Origin of the sequence: Kosakonia sp. 1610 (assembly GCF_050435845.1) — a bacterium.
GTDB lineage: Bacteria > Pseudomonadota > Gammaproteobacteria > Enterobacterales > Enterobacteriaceae > Kosakonia > Kosakonia cowanii.
Genome location: NZ_JBNDKZ010000002.1, coordinates 106840 through 126710 on the forward strand (window position 1 = coordinate 106840; position 19871 = coordinate 126710).

Annotated in this window: 19 protein-coding genes; 2 read left to right on the forward strand and 17 right to left on the reverse strand. The window is 48.8% G+C overall.

All coding sequences use genetic code 11. The features are described 5' to 3' along the window. Positions 1 to 77: 77 nt before the first annotated feature. Entirely contained in the window at positions 78 to 959 is an 882-nt protein-coding gene (locus tag ABIC80_RS08545; protein ID WP_200134050.1) for an AraC family transcriptional regulator, read from the forward strand. Here ABIC80_RS08545 and ABIC80_RS08550 read toward each other — a convergent pair whose 3' ends face one another. Further along, complete coding sequence (locus ABIC80_RS08550) at positions 960 to 2342, reverse strand: diguanylate cyclase (RefSeq protein ID WP_429177010.1); 1383 nt, start codon at positions 2340 to 2342, stop codon at positions 960 to 962. Positions 2343 to 2723: 381 nt separating this feature from the next. On the opposite strand from ABIC80_RS08550, the gene ABIC80_RS08555 reads away from it, so the two are divergent. After that, positions 2724 to 3293 (forward strand): helix-turn-helix transcriptional regulator, encoded by a 570-nt coding sequence (locus ABIC80_RS08555; RefSeq protein WP_200133946.1) that lies wholly within the window; start codon positions 2724 to 2726, stop codon positions 3291 to 3293. Between the two features lie 48 nt (positions 3294 to 3341). Here ABIC80_RS08555 and ABIC80_RS08560 read toward each other — a convergent pair whose 3' ends face one another. The 16 genes from ABIC80_RS08560 to ABIC80_RS08635 form a co-directional block, all read right to left on the reverse strand. After that, positions 3342 to 4343 carry a hypothetical protein gene (locus tag ABIC80_RS08560; protein WP_200579328.1) on the reverse strand — a complete coding sequence of 334 codons (1002 nt, stop codon included), beginning with the start codon at positions 4341 to 4343 and terminating at the stop codon, positions 3342 to 3344. Positions 4344 to 4353: 10 nt separating this feature from the next. Further along, positions 4354 to 5286, reverse strand: a complete 933-nt coding sequence (locus ABIC80_RS08565; RefSeq protein WP_429176612.1) for an ACP S-malonyltransferase — start codon at positions 5284 to 5286, stop codon at positions 4354 to 4356. Between the two features lie 11 nt (positions 5287 to 5297). After that, the gene (locus ABIC80_RS08570; RefSeq protein ID WP_429176615.1) at positions 5298 to 6686 is read right to left on the reverse strand and encodes a hypothetical protein; all 1389 of its coding nucleotides are present in this window, start codon (positions 6684 to 6686) and stop codon (positions 5298 to 5300) included. After that, positions 6683 to 7450, reverse strand: coding sequence for an outer membrane lipoprotein-sorting protein (locus ABIC80_RS08575; RefSeq protein ID WP_411201167.1), 768 nt, complete (start codon positions 7448 to 7450; stop codon positions 6683 to 6685). Before ABIC80_RS08575 ends, ABIC80_RS08570 begins: the two co-directional genes overlap by 4 nt. A 13-nt stretch (positions 7451 to 7463) precedes the next feature. Then, entirely contained in the window at positions 7464 to 8762 is a 1299-nt protein-coding gene (locus tag ABIC80_RS08580) for an ABC transporter permease (RefSeq protein ID WP_429176618.1), read from the reverse strand. A gap of 11 nt (positions 8763 to 8773) precedes the next feature. Further along, on the reverse strand, positions 8774 to 9364 hold the full coding sequence (locus ABIC80_RS08585) for a hypothetical protein (RefSeq protein ID WP_429176621.1): 591 nt from the start codon (positions 9362 to 9364) through the stop codon (positions 8774 to 8776). A gap of 49 nt (positions 9365 to 9413) precedes the next feature. Next, the gene (locus ABIC80_RS08590) at positions 9414 to 10121 is read right to left on the reverse strand and encodes an ABC transporter ATP-binding protein (RefSeq protein ID WP_429176623.1); all 708 of its coding nucleotides are present in this window, start codon (positions 10119 to 10121) and stop codon (positions 9414 to 9416) included. Further along, a complete protein-coding gene (locus ABIC80_RS08595; RefSeq protein ID WP_429176626.1) occupies positions 10118 to 11110 on the reverse strand; it encodes an ATP-binding protein in 993 nt (330 codons plus the stop codon). Before ABIC80_RS08595 ends, ABIC80_RS08590 begins: the two co-directional genes overlap by 4 nt. After that, positions 11107 to 12333: a beta-ketoacyl synthase N-terminal-like domain-containing protein gene (locus ABIC80_RS08600; protein WP_429176629.1), complete on the reverse strand. Its 1227-nt coding sequence runs from the start codon at positions 12331 to 12333 to the stop codon at positions 11107 to 11109. The genes ABIC80_RS08595 and ABIC80_RS08600 overlap by 4 nt, the downstream gene beginning before the upstream one ends. A 4-nt stretch (positions 12334 to 12337) precedes the next feature. Next, positions 12338 to 14896, reverse strand: a complete 2559-nt coding sequence (locus tag ABIC80_RS08605) for a beta-ketoacyl synthase N-terminal-like domain-containing protein (protein ID WP_429177012.1) — start codon at positions 14894 to 14896, stop codon at positions 12338 to 12340. Between the two features lie 94 nt (positions 14897 to 14990). Continuing rightward, on the reverse strand, positions 14991 to 16148 hold the full coding sequence (locus tag ABIC80_RS08610) for an aminomethyltransferase family protein (RefSeq protein ID WP_429176631.1): 1158 nt from the start codon (positions 16146 to 16148) through the stop codon (positions 14991 to 14993). Between the two features lie 30 nt (positions 16149 to 16178). Next, positions 16179 to 16460: an acyl carrier protein gene (locus ABIC80_RS08615; protein ID WP_042713487.1), complete on the reverse strand. Its 282-nt coding sequence runs from the start codon at positions 16458 to 16460 to the stop codon at positions 16179 to 16181. Positions 16461 to 16474: 14 nt separating this feature from the next. Beyond that, positions 16475 to 17023, reverse strand: coding sequence for a 3-hydroxyacyl-ACP dehydratase FabZ family protein (locus ABIC80_RS08620; RefSeq protein WP_312605542.1), 549 nt, complete (start codon positions 17021 to 17023; stop codon positions 16475 to 16477). A 3-nt stretch (positions 17024 to 17026) separates the two neighbouring features. Beyond that, positions 17027 to 17782 carry an SDR family oxidoreductase gene (locus ABIC80_RS08625; protein WP_429176633.1) on the reverse strand — a complete coding sequence of 252 codons (756 nt, stop codon included), beginning with the start codon at positions 17780 to 17782 and terminating at the stop codon, positions 17027 to 17029. Positions 17783 to 17801: 19 nt separating this feature from the next. Beyond that, positions 17802 to 18185, reverse strand: coding sequence for a holo-ACP synthase (gene acpS / locus ABIC80_RS08630; RefSeq protein WP_429176635.1), 384 nt, complete (start codon positions 18183 to 18185; stop codon positions 17802 to 17804). 5 nt (positions 18186 to 18190) lie between these two features. Then, on the reverse strand, positions 18191 to 19831 hold the full coding sequence (locus ABIC80_RS08635; RefSeq protein WP_429176638.1) for a ShlB/FhaC/HecB family hemolysin secretion/activation protein: 1641 nt from the start codon (positions 19829 to 19831) through the stop codon (positions 18191 to 18193). Between the last annotated feature and the right edge of the window lie 40 nt (positions 19832 to 19871).

A 19871-nucleotide genomic window follows, 5' to 3' on the forward strand; every position in this document is an offset into this window, starting at 1 on the left:
ATTGTTCACTTGTTGCGCGTGAATCGGCAGAATGGTTGCTCAAATATCAATAGATACGAGGAGTAATAATGGAGGAGATGGTCGCGTTACTGCGGGCGCTTGCACCCCACGAAGGCTCTACACGCTCGGCGCTGGAGAGCGTTTGTTTTATGCGCTCAGACCGCCCGCTGGCGCGCACGCCGGTGGTTTACAAACCCTCTATTGTTATCGTCTGCCAGGGGCAGAAGCGGGGTTATCTGGCGAATCGCGTTTATTACTACGATAAACAGCACTATCTGGTGTTATCGGTGCCGCTCCCCTTCTCGACGGAAACGGACGCCAGCCCTGAGAAGCCGCTACTGGCGCTGACGGTGGATCTCGATATGACGGTGCTCTCTGAACTGATGCTGTCGCTGGATCTGCCGCCGGGTCGCGCAGAGGCGGCGCCGGAAGGCATTATGTCCACGCCGCTCGAAGCCGATCTTGCCGATACAGCATTGCGATTACTGAAAGCGCTCTCGTCAAAGCAGGAGGCGCAGGTGCTGGGGCCGCAGTTAGTGCGGGAGTTATATTACCGGGTGCTAATGGGCGAACGTGGCGATGCGCTGCGTGCGGCGCTGGTTAATCAGGGGCAATTTGCAGCGATTGCTAAAGTGTTGCAGCGTATCCATACACACTTTACCGAGCCGCTACATATTCCGACGCTGGCGAAGGATGCCGGTCTTAGCGTGCCTGCGTTTCATAAACACTTTAAATCCGTCACCAGCACCTCACCGCTGCAGTACATCAAGTCTGTGCGGCTTAACCAGGCACGCTTATTGATGATTCGCGATAACGCAACCGCTGCGGGTGCCGCTTTTCACGTTGGCTATGAGAGCCCTTCACAGTTTAACCGCGAGTTTCGCCGCCTGTTTGGCCGCAGCCCGCGGGAAGAGGCAAATGAGATGCGAGCCTCCTTCGCGCTCTTTCCTCCGGTGTGATTACTCTGCGGCTTGCCAGATATGGACACAGTTGCGGCCGCGCGCTTTCGCAATATAGAGCGCTTCATCAGCGCGCTGAATAAAGCGCTCGTAGTCGGGGTGACCATCAAACATGGCGGCACCGATAGAGAGAGAAATCGGTACCCGCTCACCTTCAGGCGTTTTAATGATGGTCTTTTCAACGCGAGAGCGGATACGTTCGCCAATTCGATGCGTGTCAAACTCCGTCGCTTCAGTTAACAGGATGACAAATTCATCGCCGCCGTAACGAAAGACATAATCACTGCTGCGCACGTTGTCATAAAAAGCATTTGAGACTTTACGCAGGATCTCATCCCCCATGGGATGTCCCCAGCTATCGTTTATTTGCTTAAATTTGTCGACATCAATAATTAACACTGACAGCGGCGTTGAGGCCCTTTGCGCATGGGATATTTCACGTTTGAAAATGGTCGGCATAAAGCGACGGTTGAGTAACTTCGTTAAAACATCCATGCCCACTTCGTGGCGGGAAACCTCTTCAAATAGCTCCCGCAGCAATGTGATTATCTGCACCACATTTTTTCTTACGGAAATAAGAAAGCCGACGCGCAGCGCGCGATTGCTTAATGCGCGGGGTGTGGCGCGGGTAGAACGAAATATTTCATCAAGCTCTTGCAGCAGACGGGAGATATGACCAACCTCCGCGATCCCACTAAAATAGTGGCGTCCTTTGTGGTTAAACCACAAACCAAAATCGGACTGGCTGACGGTCAGCGTATTGCCTAAATCAGCGTCCATAATGATTTTATATATCAGGTCGATTTCCCAGCTGAGAAGCGCTGCGGTTTGCCGCTCTTTCTCCTCTTCTGCATTCTCCATTAGCGAGAAGATACGATAATTTTCATCCTCTTTGGCTGAGTTATGCTCACTGAACGAGAAGGCACGCGACATCACTTCCATTGCAAGGTCGATGCTGTTGATCGCATGGTGGTAAACCTGCAATTTCTCTTCTGCGCTGAACTCACTTTCAATAATCACCGGATAGAAGAGCTTCTTCAGTACGCGAAAGCCCATCTCGACCAGTTCGACGGAGATACCGATGCGCGCATGCACTTCGGCAACCGTGTGCTGCTGCTGAATCAGGCGCTCGATATCATCCGGCGTGCAGGCTAAAACTTCCTTTATCCAGCGCTCCAGCGCGGATTTAAGATGTATTTCAACCTGGGCATTAGAGAGAAATTCACGAGCATGGGGATCGGTTAATACGATGCGGTAGAAGGTTTCACTAAGGTCGTGAGCGTGGGTATGAGCCACCTCAGCGGTGAGACGGCGAATGCTGTGATCGGTCTTTTCTAATAGGGTAAGCCATTCACCCTTCATCGATTTAAGATAAGTTTCCATCATTCAGACCCTTACGGTAGTTAACACATCTTACGTTCAGGATGTTGCAAACAAACGTCTATCGACGCAGATCGACAGGGCCAAAATAATCGAGGCACCGCCCAAATATTCCTTCGGTTAGCGTCCGGGCGATCCTCGCTCACGATTTATAAATCACATGGTAAAACAGCACGTTAGAATTCATTTTAACCATGTGAGAAGGTAATAGTAGAAACGTACCGAAATAGAGTATAGCCCGTACAACTGCTATCACAACCAGCAATAATAATGTGGCCTGAGCGTTAAGATCTTATTTAAGACTATTTAATTACGGGTTCGCGCAAGAGCAATTTACAATCCGAAACACTCTCCCAGGCATTATTCTATATGGTAATTAATCATATGAAGATCTATACAATAAGCGATGATGTATATTTTCAGAACGGAATGATTTCATTGGCTAATGCAAGAGGCTGGACAATTGAAGCGCAACAGTTCAACCCGCAATTACTCACCGAACTAACTCTGGACGACGTTGTTATTCTCCATCTCGATAAAAAGAATATGGCTTACGCTAAAGCTATCTCCCCGCTCAATAAAGTATGCAAGCTTCTCGTTATTTCCGGCACAACGCGAAATATTTTGATCGACGAAGCAGATATTGTGCTTAAAGCCCAGGACTCGCTAAATGAGATTAGCCACGCGATTAAAAAACTCGCCAGGCTCAGGAAAGAGGCCACGCATAAAGAAAACGTCCTCAGCGATATTGAAAGGATTGTGTTAAATGAATCGCTGAAGGGGAAAAATATCCATCTTATTGCCAAGCTCCTCTCTATTTCACCGAAGCGGGTTTATGCCTATCGAAATAAAGCATGCAAAAAGATGGGCGGGAAAAAGATCAGCGATCTCCTGCTAATCAAAGATAATTTGCTGGAGCATACCCACCTGTCATCCCCTACTCTCTCTCCTTAAACGGGGAATGTCCGTCTGCAGCGTATAACCACTCCAGACGGACATCTACTACCAGAGCTGCGACTGTTTGTTTATCTCATCCCAGCGAAAACACATATCACACGCCATCAAAAAATCGTTATGCCATAGCCTGTAAATATGCAGGAAGCTAAACGCGAGGCACGGCAGCAGACACAGCAGAAAATAGGCTTCGAAGAAAATTGCCACGCCCGAAAAATCAAGTAATAAGCTGATCACGGCGATCCAGAGCGCTTCAATTACCAGTAAACTCAAAAGCCGCAGCCAGAAAGGCGTACCGGTATTAATGAACCGGGGCAGCGAGCTGGCGAAGTAGAAATCAATTTCACGCATAAAGAGGCGCCCAAGAAAGATATAGCGCCGCGATAACCGGACAAAAAGCAGATTCATCGCCAGCACAATTGCGCAGAGCAGCAGCATCGCGACCATCAGCGGCGCGAAGAACAGCCCCTGTTCGAGGGAGAACTCAGGCTGGTTTTTAAGCGGCACAATGGTTAACAGGCTTACGCCGAGGCTGATCAACAGGTAGCGGGCAACATAACGGTAAAGATGCTTAAACCGCACTGTTTCATTCGCCTCCTGGCCGATCAGCTTGATGTAACTGCTTCTGATACAACGAAACACACCAAAAAGAAAGAGCGGCGATAGCGCAGCCAGAAATGGCAGCACCCGCTGTGGTGTAAAAAATAACAGCGCCGCCTGGGTGATAAGCCAAAAGAGCGTTCCGCTCAGCAGGCTGGCGATTGCCGGTCGCGACAGCGCCCTTTCCAGTCGACCCGCTTTTTTGCCAATAAAGAATGAGAGATCGATATTTTTAATCACACATTTATACGCCCAGTAGGCTTTTAGCTCCCAGATAAAATGAAACATCACCAGCGCGAGGATCGCGCTGGTGATCATTGCATCCTGTGATGTCAGGTTAAACGCCGCGTTTTTCCAATATAGCCCCAGCAGCAAATAGATAATGACGCAGAGCAGCAGCAGGATTTTTCTGTCCTGGTGGCGGATAAAAGTCAGGTAATCAGGTATCACGATGGTGCCCTCACGCTGATAAAAGCGTTTTGCAGTGCCGGGACATCGCGGGCGTAAACCCGATAAAGTCAGTGAGCATCGGTGCAAGGTAGGCTTTATTGCTGATCTCGACAAACTGCACGTCCGGCTGATGAATAAGCCACCCATCGATTGAGTCACGCCATTTAACGGTGTGAGTCAAATGGCGCGCGAGATTTTCTTTGATCTGCTCAGGATCATACTCCGCCTTGCCGGAAACATTCATGACCACAGCATGGCGCGGTGGCGTAACGTCCACTCCGGCAAGATAGTCCCGCATTAAGGCAACTCCCTCGGTCATCAAACGCGTATGCCACGCGCCGCTAACGCCGAGTTTGACCGGTTCTAATCCCTTCGCCAGCAACAGACGAGAAAAATCACGTAGCGGCGCGCTCGCCCCGCCAATGACCTGCTGCTTAGGGCTGTTATCGCAGCTAATATCAACAAGTAACCCGGCATGGTCGATCAGTTCGCGCAGGCGCAGAGCATCAATACCTTTCACCGCCGCCATCTCGCCTTTGTGCAGACGGCTGATCTCATGCATAACCTTTGCGCGAAAATGGATCGCCTCGAACAGCTTCTCCAGAGAGAGCGCACCTGCGGCATAGAGGGCGCTATATTCGCCGACGCTGTGCCCGCAGGAACCGACAATCGCACAGGGATCCATTTTTTGCTGGCAGAGGGTATAAAGCGTGACATTAATGGCCGTCACCGCCAGTTGCTGCACTGTCGTCTGAATCAACCGGTTCATCGGGCCTTTCAGGCAGAGGCGCCGAATATCAATCCCCGAAACATCGCTGGCACAATCCCAAATATGTTTGGTTGCCGCACTGAGATCCCATAAGTCAGCCCCCATGCCGATGGCCGGGTTCCCCTGTCCGGCGAACAGTAATACAACCGCTTTTTCTGTTTTTTGTTCACTCATCTGTCATGTCCTTATAAGAGATAGTTAAGCCCCAGATAAAATCCGACGGTTTTGCCAAAAAAAGCGAATTCCGTATCCTGTTTGCCGAGCCCTGCCCAGCCGCCGGCGTAGACATTCAGGCTGTCGTCAAAGGAGGCTAAGGGCGTCGAAAGGTGTAGGCCTAACAGAGCGCTGTTATCACGCATATTCATCGTGATATAGGGCTGAAGCGTTGCCCCCTTCTCGCTGCGAAAACTGCCATAGGCGCTCAAATAGTGTTTTCCCTGCAGTTGCCCTTTATTGGCGACATTACCGATTTCGGCGCCCATCAGATATTTGTAAGCGTCAAAGATCTGATCTAATAACGCCGACTGCGATGCTCTGTTCAGGTAACGTGAAAGTTGCGCCTGCTGTTGCCATTCACTGTCTGAATAGCCTTCACTCTGGAAGTAGTATTCAAGCCCCAGCACAGCGAAGTCGCGGGTGGTGTACTGCGCACCTAACGCCACTTCTACTCCCGGTTTGCGGTCTGCGCGATAAAGCGAAGAGGGAAACTGATAATCCACGACCTCTGCGGCACGTTCAGGCGAAAAATGGCGCCATTGCTGAGCGTTGTGCAACGCCACTTCGCCGTTAAAAGTGAGCGCTGGCGTATAGCTGAAGCTGTCCGAGAGCGCGAGAGATCGTTTATCACCCAGCAGCAGGCTCAGAGCAGGCGTGTGGTTCGCCAGGCGGTAGTCGGTATAACTTAAGAGATACCGGGCCTGCGCATTGCCACGCCGGTTTGCTGACCAGCGGCTGGATGTTTCATACCGTTGATTAATGGTTGCCAGCTGCGGCGCAACCGTAAATGCGAGGCTGTATTCGCGATGGTTATCGACTAATCGCGCGCCCCATGATGATTCGCTATAGCTTGACCGCATGGCGGGATCGTAAATGCGCGTGCTTTTAAAGCCCGCATAATAGTTGCTCATCAGCGCAGCGGGCGATTTAAGAAAAAAGAGCCCCGGCGTTGCCGTTAACTTCCCGGCCTCCAGGCGAAGCTGGTCTGAAAGGGTGTAGCTAAGTTGTAACCTGTTTAGCAGCACGCGCGAGCGCTGCTGATCCTCTTCAAAAGAGCCGGGCAGATGCCACGCGTAATAAGCGAGACCGTAGAGGGAAAAATCAATATCCAGACGATTTTCAATGACCGTACATTTGCTGCTGAATTTTATTCCGGCATCCTGAAAAGCATTTGTCGGGGTATAAGCACTTTCTCCGGCGGTTCTCCACGGCGAAGCTGTTCGCGTTATATAGGAGGTTTGCAACATCAGCGCGGTTTCGCTATTTGCGACCACCTCGTCACCGGAGAGGCAGGACGCCTGCGAGAAAGAGGCAAGCAATGACAGGGGAATAAGCAGAGTATTAATGAGCGATTTCACTTCACACCCCGCTGAATAGCTTCCCTGGTAAAGTAAAATTCGGGCAAAGACTCAAGTCTGACGTCGCTGTATTCCATAACGGTAAATCCCTTCTGGTGACGTGCATCATGCACAACGATTTTCATCGGCCGTACCTCTCCGAGCACGGTCTGGTAATCCAGATAACTCACCTCCTTAAGTAATTTCTCATCCTGTGAATAAAAGGAGGCGCTATAAGGGCGAAAACTCTCTTTCTCGACCAGATAGACAATTTTGGGATAGGTTGCCGCGGGAGTTTTTCGCTCAAGGGAGAGTCGATAACAGAGGCTCTTTCCACAGGCCGCTTCGCCAGTGAGTTGAGCGTTATAGGCGTAATCGAAATTGGTAACAATGACATCGCTATTCGCGATCTGTCCGACTAAGCGCTGCTCAGGCGAAACAGGCATTGGACGACGTAACTCCGGGGAGTAGAACCATAAGTCATACCAATCCGAGAGCATAATTTTGCCTTTATCTCTGGCAGGATAGATAAAGCGCACAAGGGATCTTGCATCCGCAGGCTGGCCATTTTCGGGCTTCATAAAGCGCATCGAAACATCGAAAATCTGTGTATTGACCGCCTCACCAGTTTTTTCTTTATATTCACGAACTGTGACGGTATAGCGAAACGGTTGATTCGGAGAGCGTATTTCATCAGCGCGGCGGATAATATCCTGCGCTGGCGTCGCATTGCAGACCGCAGGAATCATCGCCAGCACGATACAATATCGAGAAAAAACATTCATAAGCTGTCCTGTTTTATGAAAATTTAAAAGCATCGGCCAGATTCAGTTTTGCTGCGCGTAATGAAGGACGCAGCGAAGCGAAAGCCGAGGTAATAATCGGTAAGAAAAAAGTAAACCAGACCGTATCTATATCCGTGGTTTTAATAAATGCGGTGTAACCCTGTGACTGTCCCGGCGAGGGCGGCATCGCAATGCCTTTAATATTAATAAGCCAGGCAAGAGCGAAACCTATTGCCAGACTGCCTGCCGCACCGATAATGCCAATAAAGATCCCTTCCAGAATAAATAGCTGTGTGACATGCCATGGCCGAAGTCCGATAGCGCGCAGGGTGGTAATTTCGCGGGTACGCTCAATGATATTCATGGTGAGCGAGTTACCGATCATGAAAATAACGATCACCGCGACAAGAAGTTTAATAAAGAAGTAAATTCCGGAGAGAAGATCTTCAACCTGCTGGTAAAAGGGCGAGACACTATTCCACTCTTTTACGATTAACGGTAAGTGATGTTGGGCAATAAAGTGTCGAAGTTTAGCCGCAAAGCCTGAGACGTTTTCCGTATTAAGCAGAATCAACACTTTGCTGACGCCCTCAGTTCCCATCAGACGCTGCGCTGTCGTTAACGGCATCTTCATTGCCGTATCATCGTAGTCTTTAATGCCGGAGGTAAAAATTCCGCGTACCTTTAACGAGATAGCGCCCTGACCTCCCTGGGCATTCACCACCATAATATCTAGCCAGTTTCCATACTCAGCGTTAAGGGTTTTGGCCAGCCCGCTTCCTGTGGTCACTTCCTCCGTTTTTACGCGTGATAAGTCGCTTCCAACAATCAGCTTATCGAATGAGCCAAGCTTCAATGCAGCTAAGGGTTCTACGCCGAGACCGGAGAAATAAGTGGTGGTTTCGTTTTCATAGTGTGAGGCCACGCCAGTAAACTCAAGCTGACCTGAAATCGTTGAAATATCAGACGATAAATCCGGCTGTGCAAGAATGGCCTGCTTCAACGCCGCATAATCTTCAATTAAGCTCTGATTTTTCTTTGCACTCTCAAAATAGGCCGGATTATAAATTTGCACATGGCCAATATTGGTGCGAATGGTTTGCTCTTTCAAAATCCAGAAGGAGTATTGAATAAAACCGCCATACAGAAAAATGGCGACACCGCCAAGCATTATTGCGGCCAGGGTGGATAAAGTGCGCCGCCGATGGCGAAAAATATTTAATAAAGCAAACTGCGCATCTCGGAATCGAAATAATAAACAGAAAAGAATAAAAAGCAGTATAGCGCTCATCGCCAGATTAACGAATAACATGGTGTATTCCCTTACTTCTCTTTTAATAGCGGCATAACTATCTGCGTCATCTCTTGCAGATCCCACTCTGGTGCGGTGCCAGGCGGCAGAAGAGTATATTTCTCCGCACGCGTTCCCGTTTGACTTAATTCGTTTAACTGTAGCCCGGCGTCGTGCGACAGTCCGCAATCAATGAGCGCGCGGTAGCGCATATAACGAATGGGGATGAGCATACTCTCATCGAACAAACCCGTTGCGTTTATCAGCCGTTCGGTATCATGCAGAGCGATGACGCACCGACCGCTTTTTGCAGGTAAGTAAGCATCGATACGCGCACGTAAATAGTGTAATCGCAGATTATCGTCGTTTGACTCCACCGCCTCATCAAGATAGAAAAAACCGGTTTTTGCATACTCTGCGGCGTGGATAAAGTCATTTATCGCCACATAATGTTTTGCCTGTTGTAACAGGCCGTAGGCATAAAAGATCAGCGAGGCGACATGATGTTCACGGCGATACTCATTCCATAATGCGGAGGTGGTTTCGATCAGCGCGTTTTGCTGCTCTGGAAAACCCTGCGCTATTATTTTCTCAACTTCAGAAGCTGGCGCGGCAAATGCCACATTGACCACCAGCGATAAACCAGTGATTACACTCCTAAGTCGATACCGTTTACCGGGCCGAATCATAAGTTAATTCTCCATCCGTGATTTCAATAACCCGCTTTGCCCGATCCTTGAGCTGGGTGGAATGCGTGGAAACGATAAAGGTGGTTTGTGTTTGCTGATTAATTTTTAACAGCAAATCCATGATCGCCTCGCCGGTGGCTAAATCCAGATTGCCCGTCGGTTCATCGGCGACAACAACGCCAGGCTGATGCGCAAGCGCGCGGGCAATCGCCACACGTTGCTGCTGACCACCGGATAATTGGCCCGGTTTTCGCCGCGCAAGCTGCGCGAGGCCGACGCTATCGAGCGCATATAAGGCACGCGTTTTCGCCTCCTTTTTATTGCAATAGCCGTTGAGAACCAGCGGATAAAAAATATTATCCAGCACGTTCAGCACCGGGATCAGATTGAAGAACTGGAAGATAAAGCCGAGATGTTGACCACGAATCGCGGCCATCTCCTTTTCGGGAAGAGCATTGAGCAGATGATTTAAAAAAATAACTTGTCCGGCGCTCGGCTGATCAATTCCGGAAAGGATATTAAGCAGCGTACTTTTGCCGCTGCCGGAGGGACCGCACAGCGCGATAAACTCCCCTTTCGCAATCTCAAGGTTCACGCCTTTTAATGCGCTAACCTGGCTTTCACCTGTGCCGAACTGTTTTGAGATATCGCTGAGAACAATGGCTGGTAGAGCGTTTACGCTGTTTTTCATGCGCTTTCCTTTTCCATGTTGATCCAGCTGTCGAACCAGGCGCTACCACCGAAACTGTCTTTTACGATAGTGCGTATTTTTGTCCCGCGAGGAACGTTCTGTTGCAGGTACTGCCAGCTCAAAGCGGGGGTTAAACAGCCGCTGGAACCAAAAATGGCGCTGAGATCGAGTATGTTTACCGCCTGTTCAGCCTTCATGGATTTTGCAGCCGGTCCGGTCTGCGCAAACAGGACGATATCGCTCGCATTCTCATAGAGTTCACGCTGAGTTTGCGCGCCATCCTGCCAGCTATGGTAATTTCCGCAGCGAACATTGATGCCACCTGCACGGCGGCTAAAAATAAAGCAGCCGGCACGTTCAACGCTTAAGTGAATACCGCTTACTTGCTGCGCCCTTCTGTTCCCGGCCTCGCCCGCTAATGCCGCTTCGGAGAAGAGCAGCAGCGGTATCGCGCGCCAGGCGGCGCACACCACCACAAAATCAAATGTATTCCAGCAAAGATAATCCTGAGCGCTGCGCATCGCGGCGATAAGTGATAATTTCTCGCCGCGCATTTTGCAGCTGACATCTTTGATGGCGAATTTCTTCAGGAGATTTTTCGGCAAAGTATCGATAGTTGAGGTGTGCAATGCGCTGCTGATATTTTCAAAAATGGCACTCTCGCCCCACGCATCAACGTAGATAAATGCGGTGCGCGATTTTAATAACAGCATCCGTTCTTTTGCGCCCAGGCTCTGTAATGCCCTTTCCGCTGCCTGCTCAAGCGCCTCGATATAGTGGATATAGTCCGGTTTACGCACCATCTCTCCCGCATAGACCGCTTTGCTGGTTCCGAAGCGCTTAAAGCCCCAGCCACGTTTAGCCGTTGCTTTCAGCGCCTGGTTATAGAGATGCGATTCCCAGACATTTAGCCATCCGGGGGAGTAAATATAAAAATCATCTTCCGGCTCAGTCATCGCAAAGGCATTAAGATACATTGCATCGTTCATCGACTGTTCTCCTCTTTCGCGAAGAGAGAGACGACGACGCCGATAATTGAGCCATCTACGCCGAGACCGGTTTTTAACAGGTGTAGCTTTTGATGGGGCATGACCGGCTGATTAACCAATAAGTGATGAGATAATTCATCACTTATTTCATCGTTCGCCACTGCCGGAATTAACTCTCCCTTTCGCAACGCCTCCGCACCAATAATGAGATCGATAATGCCGGAGCCGGTCGCGGTATAACCCATCATGCCTTTATAGGCCAGTACCGGTATCTTCTGCTCGCCCACCAGCATTGAAATCGCTTTTGCTTCCGATTTGTCGCTGGTTGAAGAGCCATTGCCGTGCGGAATAATGGCGCAGAGCTGTTCTGGCGTCACCGCGGCTTCACTCAGTACGCTGCGCATCACTTTTAAGAGATTAGCGCTGAGCCAGCCGGTATCGTGGCTACGCCCAGCACTGGTCTGGATGTAATTTGATTTCAGGCGGACAGCGTTGTTCCTCTCCTGAATGCCACGATATCCATGGCGCTCCAGTAACATCACCGAAAAACCTTCTGCAAATAAGACAGCCTGGCTGTTTTTACCAAACGGCTGTACCACCTTGCTTGCCAACATCGATTGATTTTCGAGGAACCAGATATCCTGAGTGTTAATTTTTGAACAATTAATAATACAAACCAGATCAAGGCCGCCGCGCTCAATTGCCTGGCAACCCAAATGGATGGCCGTCAACGCGGAATTACTGGTGCAATGCATCGCAGCAGGCAGGATTTGCAGGCGGTATTTTTCCGCCAGTTTAAAAGCCAGATAATCCTGGGACATATTTCTGACATGCAGATTTTTTATCGAGGCAGAGAGTGCAACATCTTCAATATCATTTTTGTCGTAAAAGGATTTGTAATCCATCGCATCGATGCGCGGTCCGAGACCGGTCAGATAGACCCGCACAGACTCCCCTGCCAACGCGGCAGAGGTCAAACCTGCCTGCGCCATTGCCTCTTCGATTAAGCGGTAGATCAGGTCAAGATCAGACTCCTTTGTCGCATTAAGCCTGGCCACGCTGACATTACGCTTAAACCCACATTTGATAGCTTCCTCTTCGCTGGCAAACCAGGGCGCGGTGTTAACGCACATACCCTGCCGCAGATTGCTCATCAACTGCTCAGGATGATTTGCATAAGGCAATGAAAAGCTGTAGCCGGAAATCAAAGCTGCATTTCCCACGGCGCTATCCTTTTATAACCATCGCGTAGTAGTTGCCGCCCTCTGTTGCGCCAACCAGCAGCGCATGGCGAACAACAAGCTTGAGCGGTTGGCGCACAAAATTCATTCGCTTATCAAAGAAGGAATCGGTGCCAGCAATCGCCGGTACAGTTTGCGTTTTCATACACTCGGTAAGCACCAGCAGGTTCAACAGACCGGCCGCCGATGCGACAAAACCGAAGTAAGCGTTGTAGTTAACAACCGGCACCTGCGGGTGCGACTGATGGAAAACCGCGTGTAAGGCGTCGATCTCAACCTGCGAATGCGCTGGCCCGCCATGGCTGCTGCCGCACACCAGATCGATCTCGTGGGCACCCAACCCGGCATCGGCAAGCGCACGTTGAATAGCCAGCACCATGGCAGCCGATTTATCGCCTGATTGGGTAGGATCAAACCAGCTGTTATCACAGGATTTGCCGTAGCCAATGATTTCGGCCAGAACCTCAACTCCGCGCTCGCGAGCAGCCTGCGGATCCTCAAGCAACAGCATGCAGGCGCCTTCGCCCGGTACATACCCTTTTGCCTTATCGCTATAAATTTGATAATCGGCCGCGTCGGCGATCATGGCGATTTTCTGCGTAACGGCATCCATATAGAGCGACATGGAGGGAAAATACTCATCTGCGCCGCCGACAATGACCTGCGGCTGCAGATTTTGCCGCACAAGTTCGTAACCATAGGTCAGTGCGCCGAGCGCGGCGTTTTCACCGGTTGCAAGCGTCGTGGTATAGCCTTTGATCCCTTCAGAGATGCCGCAAAAAGTGGCAATAGCGTTCATTAGCGAGCCGGGAAATTCCGAAGTGCGAACTTTGCGCGGATCGGGTTTCAGGCTTTGCAAATATTTATAAGTTGTCTCCTGCGGACCGCGTGACATGCCCATCACCATGCCAAGGTTTTCACCGTCGCGCTTAATTTTGCGCTTAGCGCTGTTTAACGCCTCTGAGAGCGCGACCAGTGCAAATGTTCCCCCGCGAGTGGCTTTACGTGAATCAAAGCGGCGCAGATATTTACGTGGTTCCAGATTTTTCACCTGGAAGGTTTTAAAATACGTCTCCTCTTCCGGTAGCCTTCCCGCCCGCACGGCGTGCTCACTGCCTAAGATGTCGCTCAGCTGGTTGGTTTTCTCCAGAACGGCTAACAGCTCACGCGCCTCGGTGAGGGTATCCTGCGGGAACTTCACTCCGCCCAGGGTTCCGGTAGCGCTGCGCTGCCAGATGTTATGCAGAATGTCGCCTACCGTATGACCAATAGCCGTTACGGCGCCAGCGCCGGTTATTGCAACGCGTTTCGGGGAATAGTGTGTTACAGGTACGGTTCCGGGTCGGGTGCTGATAACCATGCAGCAGTTATTACCGCCAAAGGCATAGTTGTTTTTCAAAAAGAGATTAACTTGTTTCTCTCTGAACTCATTTGCCACGTAATCCAGATCGCAATTGGGACGCGGGACAGAGAAGTTGAGCGTAGGCAAAACGATATTGTCAGGTAGCGTGACCAGACAGGCGATTAACTCAACGATGCCGGCTGCGCCGATGTTGTGACCAAAATAGGACTTTGTTGAGCTGACAAGCAAATCCTTGCGGTGGGCGAAGACTTTATTCATCGCCATGGTCTCTATCCGGTCGTTGGCTTCCGTTCCGGTGCCGTGCGCATTGACGTAGTCAATCTGGTCAGGGGTGACGCCCGCGTTCTCCATCGCCTTGAGCATCACCTGCACAGCCCCATTAGCACGCGGATCGGGTCCGGTCTCGTGGTAAGCGTCGCAGGATGTAGCGTAGGAGAGGATTTCGCCATAGATAGTGGCCCCGCGTGCTATGGCATGCTCATACTCCTCCAGTACCAGCGCCCCAGCACCTTCACCGATTGACATGCCGGGCTGGCCAGAGAAAGGGGTACAGGCATCGGGATGCATAACATTAAGGGCGTAGAAACCGGCGAAAGTCGGCAAATAGATCGGTTCCGTTCCCACGGCAAGCATGGTTTTGCTTTTGCCGTTTTGCAGATAGTCGTACGCCATGCCTATGGCATTTGGGCTGGCCGTACAGGCGGTCGCTACCAGTTCCACCCCGCCTTTCAGACCAAGCAGCGTTGATACACTTGAACAGCATGAGGCGAATCCGCCGGCATAAACAGCCTTACGCAGGGAAAAGTCTTCGATGTGCTGTTCAAAGAGTGGCAGAAAGGCTTCGGTACCCGCAGAGGAGACGCCAACAATTAACCCCGTCTCTTCCAGTACAGGCGAGTTTGTGAGGAGCCCCGCCTGGTTTAACGCATCCTTACCCACTTTATAGGCCCAGAGCGCAGCGTTATCCAATGACTGCACAATCTCATCTGCCAACTCAGGGAACTGAATGTCATGCAGTACCTCCGCGGCACGGGCATTTTCGAACCATTTAGCAAAACGTTGGCTATCCGTTACGCCACATCTCTTATTAAGAAGTGCGGATTTAAAATCCTGAAGATTTTCAGCCAGAGACGAGAGTATGCCCATCCCGGTTATAACGACTCTTTTTCTACTCTTCATTATTCTTCCCTGCAGCGGTAATGATAAACAGACCGCCCGGATTGAGGCGGATAACAACGCCAGTCGGCGCATTTGCGTAAGCTGGCGTTATGGATGATTACGCGTGTCGTGCCTTCATGGCGTCGATATAACTGTGCTCCGTCGGGCTGACTAACAAACTCAAGTTATAAAGGAAGGGAAGATTTTGTGTTTTTGCCGGGATCTTCGCGGACGCGGTTTCGATAGTGAAGCCTGAAATATCTGACCAGGCGTAATCATGATCGAGCAGCGCGAGGGCAATTGGTGCACCCAGCGCAGGAGACCAGACAGATTTAATGATGACGCCAACCTGCCGATCATCGACCAATACTTTGTCATTGGAAGCAATAACTGCGCTATCAGTCAGCGGAGAAATACCGATAATTTTACGTTTTGCAGGCGCGAGGGAGCGTTCAATAGCTGCGTCTTTACCGATAAATCCCTCTTTGTCGTATTGCACTGCCCATTGCATTTGCAGCTCAACCGGGTGACGGCTGAAATCGGCATAGATACTTTCATCCCAGCACATATTCTCGATGCGCACTGTGCGTTGGTAATCAAGACCGCCGGTTTTTAATTGATATTTTTCACCTTTCTCAACAAGCATTGACCATGTATCAACGAGCGTTGGCTGTGGGCCAATTAACAGATAAGCAAACTCCCCGTGTTTGCCGCAGCGAAAGAGGATAAGTTCTCCGTCCTGATTAATATATTCATGATAGGGTAAGCCGATAATATCGAAGCCATAAACTTCCGCGAGTAACTCCCAGGAGTAAGGGCCCTCAACCATAAGCGCCCCCCACGCCTCCTCCGTCATCGACTTAACAGCAGGTAGCTCAGCGATCTCCAGCTCTTCTGGATGCTGAAGAAGGTTATTGAGGGCATTGATTATATCGGACGCGGAAATGTTTTCTGACAAGATATAGTAACCGTCTGGCGTACATAAAATATAGGCATCACCTCTAATGGTGCCATCCTCATTAAGCACCAATGAATAAAGCCCCTGCTCATCGCGGATAATGGAAACATCAGCCGAAGCAAGATGATTGACTAGAGCCCATGCATCATCCCCCATAACGCTTACTATAGACATGTGAGAGTAATCGACCAGCAGGGCATTCTCTCTTACCGCTTTATATTCGATAGCAGGTTCGTGATAAGTAGCTGGAAGTAGATAATTATTGAAAATACCCATTTTAGCCTTGCCGGCCAGATGCAAGTCATGCAGCGATTTCATAGAAGTCCTTATTAAAATAGTTAAGCGAAATTAAGCCTGACGTTTCGTTATCACAAAAGAAGCAAGGCTGTTAATGCTGCGCATATAAGAAGGGTTATCGCTTTCACTTACTTCAATATCAAAAACCTTATCCAGCATTACGATAATTTCGGTGGCGTCAACGGAATCTAATTTCAGCCCATTGCCAAATAAGGGGGTATCGTCGTCAATTTGTGACGGCTCGCGAGAGATGTTTAAACGCTGGACGATCTCTGTTTTGATGGTAAACAGAACCTCTTTACGCTCTTCAATTTTACTCTGCATTATTGTCATGCTGTTCATCCCTGTTATTTAGTTTCACGAAAATTGATGATGGTTCCATCGCTTATCTTTTTCTTACCGACATTTGCCGTAACGGAGTAGTGTTTGAAACCAGCAGGGTCAGTAAAAGCAGGTCTGCTTATCACCTCGATGGTATCTCCCGGATAAGCAATATCCTTAAATTTCAAGTTCTGAGATGCCAGAACGCCACGGACTTGCGCCCGGCGCTCGCGGATAATTGCGATTAATTCCGGCCTGTGAATAACATTATGAATATCGCGTAAAGTGGTTAGCGACATACCAAAACGTTCGGCCCAGGCGTCGCAAATATCACTGATGAAAGAGAAATACTCACTCGCCTGACCAAATATCTCCGCAACAATCACACCCGGCATAATAGGATTTTCGGGAAAATGCCCGGTAAGATAAGGGTCGTTATAGGTAACATGTTTGATTACCCGGATATAACCATTTTCACCATATTTATACTCTTCTATACGATCGACCATTATAAGAGGCTGGCGCCAGGCGCCCATCTCAAGAAAGAGCTTTGGGGGAATAGCGTATTTTGACATAAATCACCGCATAACCAGCCCACCATCAATAACGATGGTCTGCCCGACGATATAGCTGGATGCTGAGGAAGATAACCAAACGATAGTATTCGCGACTTCATTACAGTCTCCTAGCCGCTTGAGGGGAATAGAGTTGGTTACATCACGAACGACGGTCCTTGAAACTTTTTTAACCATCTTTGAGGCAATCATACCCGGCGCCACGGCGTTGACACGGATTCCACGTGGAGCAAGTTCAGCAGCCAGAGTCCGGGTAAAACCGAGTAAAGCCCCCTTAGAAGCGCTGTAATTTGCTTGCCCAACACTGGAAATAATTCCAGCGATTGAGGCTACATTAATAATCGTCGCGCCTTCCGCGCTCCGTAAGAGTTTTAACACCTCTTTCGTAAGATGAAAGGTGCTTAACATGTTGGTTTCAATCACGGTATTGAAATCCTCGAAACTCATTGCGGAGAAAAGATTATCTTTAACGATACCCGCATTGTTGACGAGAACGTCGAGCCGCTCGATAGCGGAACTAAGATGGATAACCAGATCACTCACACTCGCGGGATTAGCAAGATCGCACTGCAAAGTTGTTAAATGGTGGCCATTGCCATGACGCTCGCTTAATAAACGAAGAGGTTCGGCATTGCTTTTGAATATTGCATAGACGTTACAGCCCTGATCCAGATATTTCTCACATATCGCTAATCCGATATCACCGCTTGCGCCAGAAACAAGCACGTTTTTCGTATTCAAATCCTTATATGTATACATTCTATTCCTTTATCCTTGCTCAGGAGATAATTGTCACTGCAATAGCGTGTGTTCGACAGTGGGATATGCTCAGAGAGATATGTTCGATCTCTCTCTCTTTGATTATCTGAGCTATCCGACCGGAAAGAGAAAAATAGGGACATCCGAAACAGTCATGCTGGACCTCCATATCCTGAAAAGTTATCCCTTCACGGAACCCCAAACCTAACGCTTTCACAAGAGACTCTTTTGCAGCCCAAAAACCTGATGCTCTCTCATAATCCAGACACTCAGCGATAAATTTATCTCTCTCCGAAAGAGTAAAGACACGATGGAGAAAACCATCCCCCCCATTATTTATTGCTCGTGTAATCTTGCTTACTTCAACAATGTCCGTACCAAGGTAAAAGCGCTTTTTAGCCATAGTTATTAAAGCTGATAACTGATGTTAAATTTCGCCGTAAAATCATCGACGATCATCTTTGAGGGAGAGAGCAAAGGAAGCGACAAAGATAGTTCATATCCTAAAGACTGGACATTCCCTTTGACTCCTCCCGTAACCCCCACGAGTTTGTCGCCACCATACATTTGCCGCGTAGACTTGCTCCCACCTACTTGCCCATAATCAGCCCCGAAGAAAGGGGTGACCCCGTTAAAGCCAGTGTTAACATTAAGAGTATTTTGTATGTAGAAACCATTTATTGCATCAACACCAGAACTGTTTTCAAACCCTCGAACACTCCAGCGATTACCAATATTAAACTGATCCTGAATCGTTAGTGCTGCGGGGCTGTATTGCGCACCGATGGACATCTCATACCAGGCAGGCAGAGATGACAACTCCAGTGCCTTTAAATATTTCACATTTAAATTAAAGATATGACTGGCGCCGTCCACGTCGCCAGATGACATATCTGGCGTTTCTTTTCCGGCTAGCCATTTAGCAAACCGCTGCCAACTTATTGTTGAATCTAATGAAGCACCATCAAACCCCTGAATATAATTGAAGGCCAGTTTTACGTTGCTCATATCGCGTTTCTGCATTGCCAGTTTGACACCGCCAAACTCATAAGCGGCTTTTCTCTTGAAAATTTCCATGCTTGCAGAAAATTTCTTTGACACATCGCGAAAAAGTAGGCGTGAAGTTTTAAAACTGTAATATTTATTCCTACCAATATAATCATAATCCCAGCCAGCAATGGGTATATTTTGATTTGAGACGCTGGTGCTATAGATAAATTCATAGTCCCAAAAACCATATGGGAAGGAGTACAGGGCGGTTATATTTTTGTAGCCTCCAGTTGTACTACTCGCTCCGGAAAGATAACCCACATCGCTTATTCCAGCGATATTGAAGAGATAAAATGCACCACTCGTAATATTTTGCCCAGTGCTTTTATCGCCCCAATTACTATAGTTTGCTTTTGCACTCCATCTTTTTGTACGGTGGGTATTTATAATGATATAGCTATAACCGTTTTGATTTCCGGGTGCGACATTTATCTTAACATCAACTGCGGGCGTTCTTTGCAAATTCTCAAGCCCTTGCTCTATATCCCTTAGATTAAGAATATCGCCCTCTTTAAAAGGCAGACTGTGAGTGTTAACGTCACCACTTTCAATTAAAATGCGCTCTATCCGACCCGGCGTTACCGTTATAACAAGCATGCCTGTAGTTAAATCTTGACTGGGAATGTCAATACGCGTTGTTACAAAGCCGGCATTAATAAAGTAGTCTTGAATAATTTTAGCCAGACTGCGAATGCCATTGACACCGAGACACTCCCCAGTGAATTTATTTTTAATATCTTTAATATTTTTATCGTTTATAAAATCATTACTAAGAGTAAACCGGGTTATGGGATAGCATACTTTCTCCTCAGGAATCTTGATATTATCAATAATCAACTCCCTTTTATCAGAGAAAACATCTTTCTTCTCAATTTTGTTCTCACGCAATAGATTTGCGTCGTTGCGCTGCTGTTCCCTCGCAAACTGGTCAAGATTGTCGGCTGCGGTTACATGAAAGCAAAAAAAACAAATAAGAAAATGAATTTTATAGAGTTGCACTATTAGGGTCACTCGGATTGAATTAAAAGCAGCAGCGGCG

What these genes read in the sequence shown, in the direction of transcription:
- ABIC80_RS08545 (WP_200134050.1), top strand. Translation starts at nt 78, where the DNA reads ATGGTCGCGTTACTGCGGGCGCTTGCACCCCACGAAGGCTCTACACGC.
- ABIC80_RS08550 (WP_429177010.1), bottom strand. Translation starts at nt 2,342, where the DNA reads ATGGAAACTTATCTTAAATCGATGAAGGGTGAATGGCTTACCCTATTA.
- ABIC80_RS08555 (WP_200133946.1), top strand. Translation starts at nt 2,724, where the DNA reads ATGAAGATCTATACAATAAGCGATGATGTATATTTTCAGAACGGAATG.
- ABIC80_RS08565 (WP_429176612.1), bottom strand. Translation starts at nt 5,286, where the DNA reads ATGAGTGAACAAAAAACAGAAAAAGCGGTTGTATTACTGTTCGCCGGA.
- ABIC80_RS08575 (WP_411201167.1), bottom strand. Translation starts at nt 7,450, where the DNA reads ATGAATGTTTTTTCTCGATATTGTATCGTGCTGGCGATGATTCCTGCG.
- ABIC80_RS08580 (WP_429176618.1), bottom strand. Translation starts at nt 8,762, where the DNA reads ATGTTATTCGTTAATCTGGCGATGAGCGCTATACTGCTTTTTATTCTT.
- ABIC80_RS08590 (WP_429176623.1), bottom strand. Translation starts at nt 10,121, where the DNA reads ATGAAAAACAGCGTAAACGCTCTACCAGCCATTGTTCTCAGCGATATC.
- ABIC80_RS08595 (WP_429176626.1), bottom strand. Translation starts at nt 11,110, where the DNA reads ATGAACGATGCAATGTATCTTAATGCCTTTGCGATGACTGAGCCGGAA.
- ABIC80_RS08610 (WP_429176631.1), bottom strand. Translation starts at nt 16,148, where the DNA reads ATGAAATCGCTGCATGACTTGCATCTGGCCGGCAAGGCTAAAATGGGT.
- ABIC80_RS08615 (WP_042713487.1), bottom strand. Translation starts at nt 16,460, where the DNA reads ATGACAATAATGCAGAGTAAAATTGAAGAGCGTAAAGAGGTTCTGTTT.
- ABIC80_RS08620 (WP_312605542.1), bottom strand. Translation starts at nt 17,023, where the DNA reads ATGTCAAAATACGCTATTCCCCCAAAGCTCTTTCTTGAGATGGGCGCC.
- ABIC80_RS08625 (WP_429176633.1), bottom strand. Translation starts at nt 17,782, where the DNA reads ATGTATACATATAAGGATTTGAATACGAAAAACGTGCTTGTTTCTGGC.
- acpS (WP_429176635.1), bottom strand. Translation starts at nt 18,185, where the DNA reads ATGGCTAAAAAGCGCTTTTACCTTGGTACGGACATTGTTGAAGTAAGC.